This window comes from Mucilaginibacter sp., assembly GCF_039207105.1.
Taxonomy (GTDB): Bacteria; Bacteroidota; Bacteroidia; order Sphingobacteriales; family Sphingobacteriaceae; genus Mucilaginibacter.
Genome location: NZ_JBCECK010000049.1, coordinates 1 through 15,151 on the forward strand (window position 1 = coordinate 1; position 15,151 = coordinate 15,151).

Annotated in this window: 13 protein-coding genes and 1 pseudogene; 5 read left to right on the forward strand and 9 right to left on the reverse strand. The window is 43.6% G+C overall.

Going from position 1 to position 15,151, the window contains the following annotated elements:
- Window positions 1–180: 180 nt before the first annotated feature.
- Window positions 181–1,146, reverse strand: a complete 966-nt coding sequence (locus tag AAGC65_RS12020; protein ID WP_343112695.1) for an NAD-dependent epimerase/dehydratase family protein — start codon at window positions 1,144–1,146, stop codon at window positions 181–183.
- A gap of 311 nt (window positions 1,147–1,457) precedes the next feature.
- On the opposite strand from AAGC65_RS12020, the gene AAGC65_RS12025 reads away from it, so the two are divergent.
- Together AAGC65_RS12025 and AAGC65_RS12030 are read left to right on the forward strand one after the other, a co-directional pair.
- Window positions 1,458–2,639, forward strand: a complete 1,182-nt coding sequence (locus AAGC65_RS12025) for a formimidoylglutamase (protein WP_343112696.1) — start codon at window positions 1,458–1,460, stop codon at window positions 2,637–2,639.
- A 58-nt stretch (window positions 2,640–2,697) separates the two neighbouring features.
- Window positions 2,698–3,873 carry a TlpA disulfide reductase family protein gene (locus AAGC65_RS12030; protein WP_343112697.1) on the forward strand — a complete coding sequence of 392 codons (1,176 nt, stop codon included), beginning with the start codon at window positions 2,698–2,700 and terminating at the stop codon, window positions 3,871–3,873.
- Window positions 3,874–4,020: 147 nt separating this feature from the next.
- On the opposite strand, the gene purD is transcribed toward AAGC65_RS12030, so the two are convergent.
- From purD to AAGC65_RS12045, 3 genes are all read right to left on the reverse strand, one after another.
- Window positions 4,021–5,298, reverse strand: a complete 1,278-nt coding sequence (gene purD, locus AAGC65_RS12035; protein ID WP_343112698.1) for a phosphoribosylamine--glycine ligase — start codon at window positions 5,296–5,298, stop codon at window positions 4,021–4,023.
- Window positions 5,299–5,476: 178 nt separating this feature from the next.
- A complete protein-coding gene (locus tag AAGC65_RS12040; protein ID WP_343112699.1) occupies window positions 5,477–6,823 on the reverse strand; it encodes an FAD-binding oxidoreductase in 1,347 nt (448 codons plus the stop codon).
- A gap of 259 nt (window positions 6,824–7,082) precedes the next feature.
- The gene (locus AAGC65_RS12045) at window positions 7,083–7,499 is read right to left on the reverse strand and encodes a thioesterase family protein (RefSeq protein WP_343112700.1); all 417 of its coding nucleotides are present in this window, start codon (window positions 7,497–7,499) and stop codon (window positions 7,083–7,085) included.
- Window positions 7,500–7,910: 411 nt separating this feature from the next.
- Between AAGC65_RS12045 and AAGC65_RS12050 the strand changes: the two genes are divergently transcribed.
- Window positions 7,911–8,792 carry a DUF3078 domain-containing protein gene (locus AAGC65_RS12050; protein ID WP_343112701.1) on the forward strand — a complete coding sequence of 294 codons (882 nt, stop codon included), beginning with the start codon at window positions 7,911–7,913 and terminating at the stop codon, window positions 8,790–8,792.
- A gap of 47 nt (window positions 8,793–8,839) precedes the next feature.
- Here the strand turns inward: AAGC65_RS12050 and AAGC65_RS12055 are convergent, their stop codons facing one another.
- Together AAGC65_RS12055 and hmpA are read right to left on the reverse strand one after the other, a co-directional pair.
- Window positions 8,840–9,199 carry a hypothetical protein gene (locus AAGC65_RS12055; protein ID WP_343112702.1) on the reverse strand — a complete coding sequence of 120 codons (360 nt, stop codon included), beginning with the start codon at window positions 9,197–9,199 and terminating at the stop codon, window positions 8,840–8,842.
- 47 nt (window positions 9,200–9,246) lie between these two features.
- A complete protein-coding gene (gene hmpA / locus AAGC65_RS12060) occupies window positions 9,247–10,458 on the reverse strand; it encodes an NO-inducible flavohemoprotein (protein WP_343112703.1) in 1,212 nt (403 codons plus the stop codon).
- 145 nt (window positions 10,459–10,603) lie between these two features.
- Here hmpA and AAGC65_RS12065 point away from each other — a divergent pair, with 145 nt between their 5' ends.
- Window positions 10,604–11,041 carry an Rrf2 family transcriptional regulator gene (locus tag AAGC65_RS12065; RefSeq protein WP_343112704.1) on the forward strand — a complete coding sequence of 146 codons (438 nt, stop codon included), beginning with the start codon at window positions 10,604–10,606 and terminating at the stop codon, window positions 11,039–11,041.
- Window positions 11,042–11,442: 401 nt separating this feature from the next.
- On the opposite strand, the pseudogene AAGC65_RS26200 reads toward AAGC65_RS12065, so the two are convergent.
- Window positions 11,443–12,080: pseudogene (locus tag AAGC65_RS26200) on the reverse strand (DUF1349 domain-containing protein).
- Window positions 12,081–12,468: 388 nt separating this feature from the next.
- On the opposite strand from AAGC65_RS26200, the gene AAGC65_RS12080 reads away from it, so the two are divergent.
- Window positions 12,469–13,365, forward strand: a complete 897-nt coding sequence (locus tag AAGC65_RS12080) for a flagellar motor protein MotB (protein ID WP_343112706.1) — start codon at window positions 12,469–12,471, stop codon at window positions 13,363–13,365.
- 77 nt (window positions 13,366–13,442) lie between these two features.
- Here AAGC65_RS12080 and AAGC65_RS12085 read toward each other — a convergent pair whose 3' ends face one another.
- Together AAGC65_RS12085 and AAGC65_RS12090 are read right to left on the reverse strand one after the other, a co-directional pair.
- Window positions 13,443–14,084, reverse strand: a complete 642-nt coding sequence (locus tag AAGC65_RS12085) for an FISUMP domain-containing protein (protein WP_343112707.1) — start codon at window positions 14,082–14,084, stop codon at window positions 13,443–13,445.
- 254 nt (window positions 14,085–14,338) lie between these two features.
- Window positions 14,339–15,091 (reverse strand): SDR family oxidoreductase, encoded by a 753-nt coding sequence (locus AAGC65_RS12090; protein WP_343112708.1) that lies wholly within the window; start codon window positions 15,089–15,091, stop codon window positions 14,339–14,341.
- Window positions 15,092–15,151: the final 60 nt, after the last annotated feature.

Sequence of the window (15,151 nt, forward strand, 5' to 3'; positions counted from 1 at the left end):
TTACTTTTGTCTTGATACAAAAGTAACCAAAAGATCAAGACAAAAAAAAGCTTCCACCCACAGGCAAAACACCCTGGCCCGCTTTTTTGTCAGGCCTTTGCCCGCATTTGATTTGCAACCGGGTTGTACCTGATTTTAAATTCTGTTAATTCTTTAATTCAGTAAATTCTGATTCAGACGCTACTTTAATGCTTCACAAACTTCCAAAATAGTTTTGCTTATCGGTTTAAACTCCATGCCAATGGCCTGTTTAATTTTAGCATTATCAAACTCCCTGATCTGCGAGGCTGCCATTGCCGAAGTTTTATCAATAGCAGGCGACTTACCCGTTAAGGCAGCTATAACAGCGGCTCCGCGCCAGGCCAGGCTCATCATCCAGGGTTTGGCCAATTTTGATGGGGGGGGTATACCAAATGCCTGGGCAATTTCGGCAGTTATATTCTTATAAGTATAATTTTCCGCGCTGATGATGTAGCGTTCGGCAGTAATAGGGCTATTCATGAGTGCTACCATACATTTGGCAACATCTTCCGCATCAACAAAACCGCCGCTGCCGCCGGTATAAAATTTAAGGCCTTTACGTACGGTTTCAAACAGAGCACCGGTCCCGCTTTTGCCGGCACTGGCCCCTAAAATAAGCGAAGGATTTACAATTACAGCGTCGAGCCCTTCGGCAATACCGCGCCACACTTCCATTTCACTTTCCAGCTTAGATATAGCATAGCCATCGTTATCTGCCGATTCTTCCAGATGGTGTTCTTCCGTGATCAGTTCGCCGGGTTTGGCTACCCCGATGGCCGCAATTGAACTTACATGCACCATGCGGATACCCATAGCGGCGCACAAATTCACCAGATTTGCCGTGCCCGTAACATTGGTACTGATCATCGGCTCTTTATCGGCCTGTTTTAAGGATACCCATGCAGCACAATGATATACCTGCGTAACACCTTGAAGTGCATCTTCCAGCGCGAAAACATCCAGCATATCGGCATCAACCCACTGTATTTGTTGCTGGAAAGGCTGCAGCAATGCAGGTATTTTTGAGCTCGCTCTTTTGGTACAGCGTATTTGTGCGCCCGTACCAACCAGCAGTTTTGCCAGTTCGGCCCCTAAAAAACCTGTTGCGCCGGTTACTAATATCATATGTGCAAATGTGCGGATAGATGTGCGGATGTGCAAATGTGTGGATATGTAAATATAAGGTAGATGTGCGGATATGAAGATATGCAAATGTGCAGATGATTTTAGTCCGTTAATTTATAAATCTTTAATTCTGGTTAAGGCAAAATCTGCAGATATGTAAGTAAGTTTTAATTCCGTCAATTCATAAATTCTTTAATTCTGGTTCAGACAAAAATCCGCACATTTGCATATCCGCACATATAATACACATTTGCATATCTGCACATCTATCCCCACATTTGCACATACGCACATCTGCACATCAAAACATTATGTCCTTAGCTGATTTTTTTACACCTATTGATCTTAAAAAGATCGCTCCTAAAAAGGGGTATTACACCAGCCAGTTTGGCGATAAAATAGTGCATTATTCGGTTGATTTTCCTGATCTGGAAGAAAAAACCGACCTGGCCATCATTGGTGTTCTGGACGACAGGAACGCTGTTGACAACCCCGGCTGCGCGCTTGGCCCCGATTATATCCGCGAAAAACTGTACCAGCTTTATGAAGGCGGCTACACCGTGAAAATTGCCGACCTGGGCAATATTCGCGCCGGGGCTACGGTTACTGACACCTACTTCGCGCTGAAAACCGTAGTGGCTGAACTGGTGAAAAAAGATATTATTCCTATTATATTAGGTGGCGGCCAGGACCTGACCTATGCACAATACCTGGGTTATGAGGATCTGGAACAAAAGGTTGACCTACTGGTGATCGATTCGCATTTTGACCTTGATGAGGATGAGAAACAGGATAGCCTGGAAACAACCTCACGTTCTTATCTCAATAAAATATTTTTACATGAGCCCAATTACCTGTTTAATTATAGTAACCTGGGCTACCAAACTTATTTTGTAAGCCAGGAGAGCCTTCGGGTAATGGATAAGCTTTATTTTGATGTACACCGCCTGGGCGAACTAAGCGGCAATGTAGCGGTTACGGAGCCCGCCATTCGCAATGCCAGTATGATCAGTTTTGATGTAAGCGCCATACGCTCGGCCGATGCTATGGGTAATGCCAATGCATCGCCCAATGGTTTTTACGGCGAAGAGGCTTGCCAGCTGTGCCGCTATGCCGGTTTTAATGATAAACTAAGCTCTATAGGGTTTTATGAGTTTAACCCGGCTTATGACAGTAATGGGCAAACCGCTACCCAGCTGGCGCAAATGATATGGTACTTTATTGAGGGGGTATATAACCGTAAGCGCGATTTTCCGCTGAATCCTAAAAACCAGTACCTGATCTATAAAACCAGTTTAAAGCATGAAGACCAGGAAGTGGTGTTTGTGAAAAGCAAAAAATCAGATCGCTGGTGGATGCAGGTACCTTACCCAAGCGGTGGTTCGCGCAATGAGCGTTTTCACCTGGTGCCCTGCAGTTATGCCGATTATAAAATGGCGGCATCAGGCGAATTACCTGATCTGTGGTGGCGTACCTATCAAAAATTAAACTGACCTTTGATAATTCAAACAACCTTTTAACGTTAACACTGCTTATAGTTTTTATACACAAATGAAAAAAATACTTTTTTATATAATAAGCATGATGCCCGCAATGGCATTTGCTCAGGCCGGTACCGATACTTTTACCATTAACGGTAAGGTGGGCAACCTGAGCGCCCCGGCTAAGGTTTATTTAATATACCAGCTGGGTTCCAATAACGTGATTGATTCGGCCAATGTAACCAATGGAGCTTTTACCCTGACCGGTACACTGCTTAACCCGGTTAACGCTACACTGGCGCTTGATTATAAAGGTATAGGGCTGGATAAATATGTACAGCAAAATTATCCCGATGGCGGCCCCTCAAAAACTGCGGACGACCTGAACCTTTTTTTAGAAAAAGGTACCATAACCGTTACCAGTAAAGATTCGGTTGCAAAGGCAGTAATTACCGGATCGCCGTTGAACGATGATAACAAAAAACTGATAGGGCAGCTGGCCACTATCAATAAAAAAGCACAGGCTTTGATGGCAAAGGCTAAAGCCGCCTCGCCCGAAGTGCAAAAAGATCCGGGGTTTCAGGGCGCTATACAGGCCCAGTACAAAAACATACAGCTTGAACAAAAAGCAGTATTCAAAAACTTTATTACCAATAACCCAAACAGTTATCTGAGTTTACTGGCTCTTAGCTCTGTTGGTGGCCCATCGCCTGATCCGAACGAGATCGAGCCATTATTTAATAGTCTTTCCCCAAATTTGAAGAACTCTGAATTGGGTAAAAATCTGGAGCAAGGTATTACAGCATTAAAAGTAACAGCCGTTGGGGCTATGGCACCTGATTTTACACAGACTGACGTAAACGGAGCACCGGTTAAATTATCATCATTCAGGGGTAAATATGTACTGATTGATTTTTGGGCATCATGGTGCGGCCCATGCAGGCAGGAGAATCCGAACCTGGTACGCAGCTACAATAAATACAAAGTAAAAAACTTTACAGTACTGGGCGTTTCTTTAGACAGGCCCGATGGTAAAGCCGCATGGCTTGCCGCCATAAAAAATGACGGTTTGGACTGGACGCAGGTATCTGACCTGAAGTTCTGGAATAACGAAGCGGCTAAGCAATACCAGGTAAGCTCAATCCCCCAAAATTACCTGATAGACCCAACAGGTAAGATCATTGCCAAAAATCTGCGTGGCGGCGATTTGGATGCCAAACTGGAAGAGCTGTTCGGGAAGATATAGTTTTTTAGTCCGGAAGTCAGTAAAGTCCGAAAGATAAGAATCAGCCGGAGAGATTAAAAATCATAATAAAAAGGTTCGATAGTGCTAACTATCGAACCTTTTTTAATTTTCTGTCTTACCAGTCTTTCTGACTTACCGACTTCCGGACTAATCAAGCAGATCAAAACCGATGTCGCGCCTGAAATACATGCCATCGTAGTAGATGCGGCTGGCATCGGCGGTGGCTTGCTGCAGGGCGGTGAACATATTGTCCTGCAGGGTGGTGATAGCTAAAACACGGCCACCTGTGGTGATCACGTTGTCGCCATCGGCAGATGTACCTGCATGAAAAACGATAGACTCATGTATATTCTCGGTTCCGGTTATGACTTTGTTTTTCAGGTATTCGCCCGGGTAGCCGCCTGCAACCATAACTACGGTAGCCGCGGTTTTAGGGCTGATGATCAATTCTTTTTCGTTCAGGTTACCTTCGGCAACGCCTAACAGCAGATCAACAAAATCAGAATCGATGCGGCGCATTACGCTTTCTGTTTCCGGATCGCCCATGCGGCAGTTATATTCAATAACCCAGGGTTCACCAGCGGTATTCATGAGGCCAATAAAAATAAAGCCTTTGTATGGGATGTTATCTTGTTTTAAACCCTCTATAGTAGGGATGATCACTTTTTCCTCTACCTTTTTCATAAAGGCAGCATCAGCAAACGGCACCGGCGAAACAGAGCCCATACCACCGGTATTCAGGCCGGTATCGCCCTCACCAATGCGTTTGTAATCTTTAGCTTCAGGAAGTATCTTGTAGCTGTTACCATCGGTCATCACAAAAACTGAAAGTTCAATACCCTGCAAAAATTGCTCAACAACTACGCTTGAGCTGGCTTCGCCAAATTTGGCTTCGGCAAGCATCTGGGTAAGCTCCAGCTGGGCTTCTTCAAGGGTAAGGCATATCAGTACACCTTTACCGGCTGCAAGGCCATCGGCTTTTAAAACTACAGGCAAGCCCGCGGTAGCCAGGTAAGTAAGGCCATCCTGTAAAGTATCTTTAGTAAAAGTTTTGTAGGCAGCGGTAGGGATATTATGCTTTTGCATAAACTGTTTGGAGAAATCCTTGCTGCCTTCCAGTTGAGCGGCGTGCTGTTGCGGGCCTACTACCGGAATGTTTTTCAGCTGATCATCGGCCAGGAAAAAATCATGAACACCTTTTACCAGCGGTTCTTCGGGGCCTACCAGTACCAGGTTAATGTTGTTGCTTAAAACAAAAGTTTTAATACCTGCAAAGTCGGTAATTTTCAAATCAACATTGGTGCCGTATTGCCCGGTGCCGGCATTGCCGGGTGCAATAAAAAGTTGTTGGCATTTGGGGCTTTGAGCTATTTTCCAGGCGAAGGCGCTTTCCCTTCCGCCCGAACCGAGGATCAGGATATTCATGGCGGCAAAGATAGTTATTTGCCTGCATTTTCATTTGGTATACCATAAACAAAGGCCCCTCAGAAAAATCTGAGAGACCACTTGGGGGCAAAATAGCTTAAATGCTGTTAAACACTTACGAAGTTTTTAAAACTTCGTAAGTGTGCGAGGTAAGTTGTCGTAAGTAGGACATCCGGAATTACCGCGGGATTGATATACCCTTGAACAGGTTTGTTGGGTCATACTGGTGCTTAATCTGCTGTAATTTAGTCAGGTTTGTACCGTATGATTGGGCAATTTGTTCATGCTCATCCGGCCCAAGGATATTTGGATACCCTCCCGGGATAGCCTGCTTGCTTACACTGGCCGACAGGTTATGTGCCCATTGCCTGTGTGCCGCGTCATTTGCTACATCTTCGGGAGCGTATGCCGAAATAAACTCCATCATGAAATGTGATTTCCGGAGGCCGAACGCGGTACTGTTTAATGGTACGCGTGACGGTGCCCCATGAAAATGGTGTATGTTTATTAATGACAATGGCGATGTTACCTCGGCTACAGATTTGATGATGGCCGCTATGGCGTCGTCGTCAAGTTCGGCCAACGAACGGGTTTGAGCAGTGTAATGCAGACCGTTAACCACATGCGCGTCAAACATGCCTAACAGATCGCTATATTTCATAGGAGCAACCTGAACCATAAAAGGGTTACCCAGCTGCTTTAAGGCAGACATTTGTTCTTCTCCTTTAGCCTCATCACCATACCACACCGGATTAAGGAACATAGCCGGATTGCCATCGGGTGTGTGCATCATTCCTGCAAACAGTGCTAACTCATCAGGGGCGGTTGGCATGATGCGGGCATAAGCTTTAAATACGGTTTCAGCTTCTGACCAGGGGAACATGATGAGCCCGGTTAACAACGGCCTCACAGTGTGTAAACGAACGGTCATAGAAACTACCACACCAAAATTACCGCCACCGCCGCGAATGGCCCAGAACAGATCTGCATGTTCAGTTTCGCTCGCGGTAATTACAGAGCCATCGGCCAAAACTATCTCGGCGCTTAATACATTATCAACAGCCAGTCCAAAAGACGGGCTTAACGGTCCGTAGCCACCACCCAAAGTTAAGCCGGTAAAGCCTACCACACCAATAGAGCCGGTAACAGCTACCAGTCCATGAGGTTCGGCGGCGGCTATCAGTTCGGCGCCGGTTATGCCGCCTTGTACAATGGCTACCTTTTCGGCCGGATCAATATAAATGTTTTTTAACTTTTGCAGGTTGATAACCACACCGCCCTCATTTAGCGAGCGGCCAGCCCAATCATGACCGCCTCCGCGTACCGAAAATGGTAGTTGTTGAGCGGTAGCGAAATTAATGGCAGCCTGTACATCTTCAACCGTTTCTGGTAAAATGATCACGGCTGGTTTATGCTTAACAGCACCGTTCCATAACTGGCGGGCTTGTTCATAATTTTCGTTTTCGGGTAACAGTAGCTGGCCCTTTAAGCTTGATTGCAGTTCCTGTATTGCTGTGTAATTCATGGGTTTTGATATTCAATTTTGTTTAATGCGAAGGTCAAAACATATAACATCAGAACCAATCCCCGAAACCGGGGATTGTGATAACCGGATATGCTCACCCAGTTTATCATCCTGAGGAACGAAGGATTTGTTGATGGGCTATGCATATTGGAGAATAGATGCTTCGCTACGCTCAGCATAACAAGAGCGGTGTTTTCAAATGCAAAAAGCCCTTAACTGCTGAGTTAAGGGCTTTCACAAAAAAGCTGACGCAATCGGGTTAATCTTCCAGTACAGGAGCGTCTGTAATTTTTGCCAATACCGATTCGGGTAAATAAGGCCTGCCGCCGGTAGCCGGTACGCAGGTACCGGTAAATACAGCTTTGGTCATTACCTTGTTATTTAGCATAATGGTTTGTTTAAAATGCAGTTTAGGCAAGCCTGCTTTATCTTTATATAAAGTACAGGTAACGGTAAACTCATCGCCTTTTTTTAATGACCTTACAAAGCTCAGGCTGTAGTTGGATAGTACCATATAAACGCCATTTTTGGCCTCTGTTTCAAAATCAAACCCAAGCACTTCCCTGATATAATCATGCCTGCAATACTCCATATAAAATGGGTAATACAGGCCATCCATAATTTCCTGCACGTCTATGTGCTCATCCTTGGCAACGTAAGTTTTTGAAAATTCCATTATAAATATCTTTAATAGGTGGTAATGGGCAAAGGTATTAATTTTCGGTTTTACCAAAGTCACCAAAAGTGGGGATAAAAAAAACTTGGAGCCGATCAAAATAAGGCTTCAATAAAATATTATACCCGATGTAACAAAAAGTAACATTTTAGGTACTAAAAGCAGCGAAGAATCGCACAATAGCCTAAAAGTTATGATAAATGCTTGTGTTACAACTTAGGTTGATAAATATGATAAACAGCGGAAAATAATAAATCACGATATTTGAAATATATCTGTCAGGGTATTGGTGAATAAAATACCAAAAACGGATGAAATGATAGGTCAGATTTACCTATTATATATTGACCTGTTACAGCGGATAAGGATGAATGGCAGATAATTTTTTAACCATTAAACACTTTTACGCCTATGAAAAAGATCATCTTACTGTTAGTATTATCATGCGCTGGTTTTGCTGTTCATGCTCAGGACACGACAAAGACCGACACTGCGAAAAAATGGAAAATACACGGCGAAAATACATTTCTGATCAGTCAGAGTTCCTACTCTAACTGGTCGGCAGGTGGTGTGAATGCGTTTGCCGGTAACCTCATTTTTAATTACGATTTTAATTATAAGAAGGATAAGTGGAGCTGGGATAATAAAGTAATACTCGGCTACGGGCTGAGTAAACAGGAAGATGCAGGCTGGCGTAAAAACGACGATCGCATTATCCTGAACAGCTTACTGGGCCGTCAGGCATCAAAATATTGGCTGTATACCTTTTATATGAACTTCCAGACCCAGTTTACCAAGGGTTATAATTATGATACGGATCCTAAAACATTGATATCAAACTTTCTGGCACCTGCTTATCTTACATTTGGCCCGGGTTTTGCCTATAAACGGTCAGACAATTTCAGGATCAACATATCACCGGCCGCGGCCCGTGTTATTATAGTAAGGGATGATTACTTGTCATCCATAGGGGCGTTTGGTGTTACACCGGACAACAAAAGCCTGTTCCAGTTTGGTGCCTCGTTAGATGCTTATTACAAAATAAACCTGGTGCAAAACATCAGCCTTGAAAATATCCTGAAACTGTATTCAGATTACCTGCATAAACCGGGTGATATTTATACAGATTATACGGCCAATCTTTTTATGAAGGTGAATAAGTTTGTAACCGTTAATGCCGGGGTACAAATGATCTATGACGGCAGAACCCGGATACCTAATGATGATGGCAGCTCAAAGATTGCCTTGCAGGTTAAACAAATTTTTGGAGCAGGTTTAACTTATAAGTTTTAATAAACAGGATAAGAAAGCCGGCCTAAACCGGCTTTCTTATAACCAGATCAATTATAGCATAGTACGATAACCAGTATCATTACCGCGTGTATCAGCAGGCTCAAAAAGAAAGTTGCCAGTGTGGTACGTATACCTGAACCGCACATATTGGCAACAAACGTACTGAAGAAACAGCTGATAGTAATAGCCAGCACAATTACCGGCGCGTTATAGTAATAAATTAAAACAGCCGGAATGGCCAGTATCAGCGTACCATGCACCATGAGGTTTACAAACCACCACAGGGTATGGTTTTCCTTTTGCCCATCGGCAAACTGGTTGAATTTTTTTATCAGATTAAAGCTTTCATGTTTGGTTTGTTCTTCAACTATCCAGCTATTATGAGCTGTGGTTTTTAGCGTATTCATGGTATTATTAGTTTAAAGTTTTAATAATAATTGATGTTGATAGCGGCTTATTTTAATTGAAGTACTTGCGGGCCAAACTCTTCAAAATAAATGTTCTGTTTATTTACACCCGCGGTGATCAGATCCTGATATTGTTTTTGGATAAATACCGATGGCCCGCATATAAAGTAATGCGCATCTGGCTGCAGGTTTAGTGAGGGCACTTTGTTAATATCCAGGTATCCTTCCTGTACTCCGGCTTCCCGGTTGGCATCAGTTGCCTGATTATAAAAAACGTGTTGTTTTACATTGGCTTGGGTGCTCACAATATCATCCAGCTGGTTTTTGAATGCATGTACAGATTCATTGCGGCAACCGTGCAGCCAGGTAATAGGATGCTGATAATTACTTTGAACCAGGGTGTGCAGCATACTCATGAGTGGTGTAAGGCCAACCCCGCCGCTGATGAGGGTAACCGGGGCATCCATGTTTTGCATCAGGGTGAAGTTGCCGGCGGGGGCGGTTAGGTCAACAATGTCATTTTCCTGAATAAAATCATGAAGCTGATTGCTGATCATGCCGTCGGTATCCAGCTCTAATCCCTTTTCTCTTTTTACCGAAATGCGGTAGTACTCATTGCCGGGCACGCTTGATACGCTGTATTGCCTGGCCTGTTTCAGGTTTAGCTGGGGTAAAAATAAGCGTATGCTGATGAATTGGCCGGGCAGGTGCGGGGTTACCTTGCCGCCATCGGCAGGATACAGGTAAAATGAGGTGATCTCGGCAGATTCGGGTGTTTTTTTGCCTACGCGAAAAGGGCGCCAGCCTGTCCAGCCGTTGGTTCTGTTGGTTTGCTGTTCATACAGGCCGGCCTCGTGGCCACTCATTAAATTAGCCAGCCGGTTGTAGGCAACTGTCCAGGCGTCAATAATTGCCGGTGTGGCTGCATCGCCCAAAACCTCTTTTATAGAAGCTATCAGATGCTTGCCTACTATAATATAATGCTCCGGCCTGATATCCAGACTGGTATGTTTATGACCAATACGGTCAACCACAGGCATCAGCACGCCAGGGTTGGCAATGTTTTCTGCATAGGCCAATACTGCCATAGCCAGGGCCGTTTGTTGTTTACCGCTTTGCTGGTTACCCATATTGAACATGTTTTTGAGTTCGGGATGATGGGTAAACATGCGGTTGTAAAAGTATTTGGTTAGTACTACGCCGTTTTCTTTTAGTACCGGTACGGTAGCTGTAATGAGGGTTTTTTGTTCGGTTGTCATAATTAATATATTAATACCTTTTTATCTTTTATTAAGATGTGATGATGTCTTTCTTTTGTTGATCGACAAGACAAAGCTATGTAATAAAAAAATAAAAGACAAAAATATCTTTTATTAATTTTTTATTAATTTTGTACTATTGATTATGGCAATTTTTTCGAAGACATGCGAGTACGCTATCAGGGCGGTTTTTTTTATAGCCCATAAAACAGCAACAGGGAATAGGGTAGGTATTAAGGATATTGCCCAGGGTATTGATTCGCCCGAGCATTTTTTGGCTAAAATTCTGCAGGATCTGAGCCGCAAGGGGCTCATCAGCTCCATCAAAGGGCCGCACGGTGGCTTTTATATTGATACCCCGGCTTTAGCCCGCCCGCTAAGCGAAATTGTGGAAGCGGTAGATGGCAACAGTTTATTTTATGGCTGCGCATTGGGTTTAAAACAATGCTCGGAGGTAAACCCCTGCCCGCTGCATAATGAGTTTAAAGCGATCCGTAACCGCATACACAAAATGCTGAACACCACAACTATTGGCAGTTTTAATGAGGAACTCATGGAGGGTTTGCTTTCGTTGAAAAAGTAAGGGACATTTATTGACTCAGCTCGGCATTGGTGTGCTTGTCTTCCCGCTCTGCTATGCAAACGCAAAGAGGAGATCTTTAAGCGACGAGAGATTTACGAAGTTTTTAAAACTTCGTAAGTCTTAATATAACCCCACTCTTCGCCTGCTTCAACAGGGGAAAAACGAAATTTGTCATTGCGAGCGTAGCGCGGCAATGAGCCCCCTCTAAATCTCCCCCATAAGGGAAGATTTAAAAAAGTACTTTAAGGCCCTCTCCTTTGGAGAGGGTTGGGTGAGGCTTTTGCTTTGTCGTTCCTCCTCGCAATGACAAGTTTTTTCTCAACCCTCTTTCCGGCGAAGCCGAAGAGAGGGTGCCCGAGCGAAGCAACGGGCGGGTGAGTCGAATATACGCCCTGTAATTCTTATTTTACAACCTCAACTTTAAAGTTTTCAAAAGTTACCGGGAAGCTTAGTTTGCCCGGCGCGGCGGCAACCATGCCTATCTGCACCTTTTTATTGGGCGGGAAATAGGCCAGGCGCAGCATATCATACTTTTGGCCGTCGAATGAATATTTGATCTCCACATAATCGCCTTTGCGAAGCAATTTTAACCATACCGATTTAGGGCTGTTATGGCGGGGAACTACCGACCAGTCGGAAACTTCGCGCGTTACCACGGCACTTACATTCTGAACGCCGTCTACATATTCAATTCCGGTTTTTATCCAGTTTTTTTCATCAATACGTACCATTAAACCGGCCTGATGAAAAAGCTCATGGTAATTGCCGGTTATTTTTACGCTGGCCTCAAAATTCCAGCCATTTCCTGGTAATAAAAAGGGCCGTTATCACGCTTAAAACCGTAATGGGTAACCTGCCAGTAATCGGTTCCAGGGTCAACGGTAAAGGTTAGTTTGGCAGCGTTACCTGTCCATTTTGAGGGTTGATTAAACCATTTCATGGCAGGGCCGTTTTGAGCAAAGCCGGAGGTAATAGCTAACAGACAGATCATTAAGGTTAATTTGATTTTTTGGTGCAGGGTGCGACAAGATGTTCTCATTTTTTGTGATTGATAGTATACCGCCAATATAAGGAAATAAGTTTTTGGGGATGGGTTATAAGTGTTCAGGAAGATTTACAATGATTGCATATTCGGATTTTTGGCTAAAGCCCTGCATACTTTCATATGAAACCCGTTGGCTGAAGCCAACGGCAATGAATTATTATCTTAGATTTTGCTTCTGTAATACTTACAAATGTATAATTCATTGCCGTCCCATTTATGGGACGGATGAATAATGTACAATGAGCGCTTTAGCCAAATTCTGATATTCGGTACGCTTTTTGACAATAAGGCTTCAATAATCAGCAAAACGTAAACAAAACTTTTACGCTATTGATTGGTTAAGCATTATTGTTTTATATTTAAACCTAAAAAATACAGATTTATGAAATTCCCCATAGCCGTACCGCTTGTGCTTATAGCCGCGGTATTAACCCAAAGCTGCGTTAGCAGTAAAAAATACAAAGAACTTGACGCTAATTACACCCAGCTGCAAAATAGCACGCGCGATATGAGTGTAAAATATCAAACCACTGCGCAGGCCCTGGCTGTTGCCAATGGCCGTGTAGCCAGTCTGGAAGAGCAAATTTCCCTGCAAAAATCAAATGTGGCTGCTTTACAGGATGCGCTGAACAAATGTTTAAACTCCAGCAATCAGGGAAGCCTGAATATCTCTAAACTGGTTGATGAGATCAACAGCTCAAACAAATACATTCAGCAATTGGTAAATGCCAAATCAAAAAGCGATTCGCTTAATATGGTGTTAACCAATAACCTTACCCGCTCATTAACCGCGCAGGAAAGCCAGGATGTTGATGTGAAGGTATTAAAAGGTGTGGTTTACATCTCCCTGTCAGACAATATGTTGTACAAATCTGGTAGCTACGAAGTATCTGACAAGGCCAACGAAACCCTGAGCAAAATTGCCAAGATCATTAAAGATTACAGCACTTACGATGTGCTGATTGAAGGTAATACTGATAACGTGCCAATCAGCCAGAAAAACATCCGTAATAACTGGGATCTGAGCGCCCTGAGAGCATCATCAGTAGTGCAAGCTCTGCAAAACAACTACGCTGTTGACCCTAAACGTTTAACAGCAGGTGGTCGTGGTGAGTACAACCCAATTGCCGATAACAATACCCCTACAGGTAAAGCGCAAAACAGGCGTACGCAAATTATCATCACCCCTAAACTGGATCAGTTTATGGATCTGATAGGTAAAGCACCTGAAAATAAACCAGCTCCTGCAACTGCGCCGGCTACAACACCGCAACAATAATTCAGTTAAGATTATAATGAAAAGAGCCACCCTATGGGGCGGCTCTTTTTGTTTTAAGAGATATGGAAATACCTGTATTAGTTATCCTTAACAAACCTTAAAGAAAATCTTGCCGAAGCAAGATTACCCTGACTGATCACTGTTACGATACCCATGTGAGAAAAGTAAGGTGGGAAATCCTCTATTCGTAAAATATATTCGAAATTACCAAAGAACTCAGAAGTAGATGTCCAAAAAGCTATAGCGTTTCCTTTAAAACTATATGCAACTGAATAATAAGCAAGCCCTACCGGAAAGGCGTTAAAGCCGCTACTATTATTTCCCAGGTTATATGTCCAGTCAGCGTTTGATTTAAGTTTAGTTGCAATAGAATCGCCGACAGATAATGTTAGGCTCACAGTTTTTTTTGCTCCTAAAAATAATAATAGTTTTTCGGCATCTTCTCTGGTTGGTACCCGCCATCCGGCAGGCAAAGAAATTTTCGTGGTTTCATCCAGGCTGTAAAATTTACCAGAAAGTGGATCGTTAACTGTACCGCGGTCATAGTTTTCTCCGCCGGGGCCGTTATAATTAGCGGCCGTCCAGGTTTGGGTGCCAATTTTAACAGTGGGATAGGTGGTACCATTGATATTTACCTCCGGCTTTACATCATTTTTTTTACTGCACGATATGATGAGCATCGTTATAACGGGCATTAATATTAAAAAAGGTTTTTTCATGAATGGTGACAGGTTTGGGTTGCTTTAATTTACGCGCGCAAAAATATATCATAGCCATATTAACTTATTGTAACGTAAAAGAGATAGCAAGTAATTTGAACTTATTGAATAGACTTAAATAAAGCTTTTGCATCATAACTCTTTATCTCAGCAATGATTTTCAATAAAAAGCCCCTCTTTCCAGCAAAGCTGAAGAGAGGGGCGACAAGCGTAGCGATGTCGGGGTGAGTCGATGAATAATGTCCCAATCAACCTTACAGCGACCGGATACCGCCATCAAGCAATATCTCGCCGCCTACCATAAAAGCCGAATCATCTGAGGCTAAATAAAGGTTAGCTGCTGCAATCTCGGCTGTTGTGCCTACGCGTTTAACCGGGGTAAACTCGCCCATACCGGCTTTGGCAGCTTCAGCTTCTTCTTTGCTGCTGGTTACCGTTTCAAATATTGTGGTATCAATAGGGCCGGGAGTTAAAACATTCACCCGTATTTTGCGGTCAAGTAACTCGGCCGAGAAGCTCCTGGCGAGCGAGCGTACAGCCGCTTTTGATGCCGCGTAAGCCGCATGGTCGGGTACACCCTTTTCGGCCACAACTGAGGAAGTAAGCACTACAGATGCGCCATCATTTAAATAAGACAGGGCTTTTTGCACACTGAAAAATGTGCCTTTAAAATTAATGTCGCTCACTTTATCAAACTGCTCTTCAGTAAAACTGGCTAATGGGGCAAGCACATAAACGGCGGCATTAACGATCAGTACATCTATTTTGCCAAATTTATCGGCCACGGTTTGGTATAGTTTTTCGATGTCGCTCAGGCTGGCTACATCGCCTTGTACGCCTATCACATCGTGACCAATTTCGGCAACGGCATTGTTTAAGGTTTGCGGGTTACGGCCGCTAATGGCTACTTTAGCGCCTTGTGCTGCAAATAATTTAGCAGTGGCTAAGCCTATGCCGTTGCTGCCTCCTGCAATAACGGCTACTTTATTTTTTAATTTTTCTGACATGATCTTTACTATTTAATTGTTGTTTTGATATAGCAAAGTTGGGCAGAACGGTATTTTTTG

What these genes read in the sequence shown, in the direction of transcription:
- AAGC65_RS12080 (WP_343112706.1), top strand. Translation starts at nt 12,469, where the DNA reads ATGAAATTCCCCATAGCCGTACCGCTTGTGCTTATAGCCGCGGTATTA.
- AAGC65_RS12025 (WP_343112696.1), top strand. Translation starts at nt 1,458, where the DNA reads ATGTCCTTAGCTGATTTTTTTACACCTATTGATCTTAAAAAGATCGCT.
- AAGC65_RS12065 (WP_343112704.1), top strand. Translation starts at nt 10,604, where the DNA reads ATGGCAATTTTTTCGAAGACATGCGAGTACGCTATCAGGGCGGTTTTT.
- AAGC65_RS12040 (WP_343112699.1), bottom strand. Translation starts at nt 6,823, where the DNA reads ATGAATTACACAGCAATACAGGAACTGCAATCAAGCTTAAAGGGCCAG.
- hmpA (WP_343112703.1), bottom strand. Translation starts at nt 10,458, where the DNA reads ATGACAACCGAACAAAAAACCCTCATTACAGCTACCGTACCGGTACTA.
- AAGC65_RS12085 (WP_343112707.1), bottom strand. Translation starts at nt 14,084, where the DNA reads ATGAAAAAACCTTTTTTAATATTAATGCCCGTTATAACGATGCTCATC.
- AAGC65_RS12055 (WP_343112702.1), bottom strand. Translation starts at nt 9,199, where the DNA reads ATGAATACGCTAAAAACCACAGCTCATAATAGCTGGATAGTTGAAGAA.
- AAGC65_RS12050 (WP_343112701.1), top strand. Translation starts at nt 7,911, where the DNA reads ATGAAAAAGATCATCTTACTGTTAGTATTATCATGCGCTGGTTTTGCT.
- AAGC65_RS12045 (WP_343112700.1), bottom strand. Translation starts at nt 7,499, where the DNA reads ATGGAATTTTCAAAAACTTACGTTGCCAAGGATGAGCACATAGACGTG.
- AAGC65_RS12030 (WP_343112697.1), top strand. Translation starts at nt 2,698, where the DNA reads ATGAAAAAAATACTTTTTTATATAATAAGCATGATGCCCGCAATGGCA.
- purD (WP_343112698.1), bottom strand. Translation starts at nt 5,298, where the DNA reads ATGAATATCCTGATCCTCGGTTCGGGCGGAAGGGAAAGCGCCTTCGCC.
- AAGC65_RS12020 (WP_343112695.1), bottom strand. Translation starts at nt 1,146, where the DNA reads ATGATATTAGTAACCGGCGCAACAGGTTTTTTAGGGGCCGAACTGGCA.
- AAGC65_RS12090 (WP_343112708.1), bottom strand. Translation starts at nt 15,091, where the DNA reads ATGTCAGAAAAATTAAAAAATAAAGTAGCCGTTATTGCAGGAGGCAGC.